The following is a 699-nucleotide window of genomic DNA, read 5'->3' on the forward strand; positions in this document are numbered from 1 at the left end:
GAAGTCTTCATATCGCCGCGGCCGCCTGTTCCTGCTTCACCTACAACTATGTTACCAGAGTTAGCAGTTACTTTGAAAAGATTGCCGCCGATTTCTTCAAGACCTGAGTTGTTTGCTACAGAAGCCATAGCCATTTTTGCCACAGCAAAGGTTTTTCCGTTGGTGAATTCGCCTAAGATATTTCCTTTATCATCCACACGTATAGCGTCTGGTTTTAGGTTTCCTGAAGGGTAACCATCGGTTGCTTGGCTTGTGAGTGCTGAAGCTGAGTTTGAACTTACAAGGCCATCATTACTTCCACTTGTTCCAAAGCTAAGCTTGATTTGTTGGTTTGGTGCTGCACCGTTGTTTGGTGAGAAATTTAAAGTTCTAGGGTTGTATGAGGATAAAGATCCGTCATTGTTAAATCTTGCTGTTCCTACAACAATATTGCTTGGGCCTTCGCCTGTAGTGTTGATTTCTGCAGGTTCTGGAACACGGATGATCATTTGCCATTCGTTTCCTCCATCTTGAGTGGTGCTTTGTTTTACAAATTGCACTTCTAGGGTGTGTTTAGAACCTAGTGAGTCATAAATTTCAAGTCCGGCTGAGAAAGAACTTAGTTTTAAAAGTTCGCTTTGTTTGACTTGGTTTCCTGCAGGGAAAACTCCATCAAGGCCTTTAAAGATTTTAGTGAAGGCATCGTTGGTGCTTACTTTG

Annotated in this window: 1 protein-coding gene; it reads right to left on the reverse strand. The window is 42.5% G+C overall.

Annotated features, from left to right (window positions below):
* Positions 1-699: flagellar hook-basal body complex protein (locus H2279_RS08660; protein WP_337196291.1), on the reverse strand; the 699-nt coding region annotated here is incomplete at both ends.

This window comes from Campylobacter sp. B0100352/1 (assembly GCF_020135855.1).
Taxonomy (GTDB): Bacteria; Campylobacterota; Campylobacteria; order Campylobacterales; family Campylobacteraceae; genus Campylobacter_D; species Campylobacter_D taeniopygiae.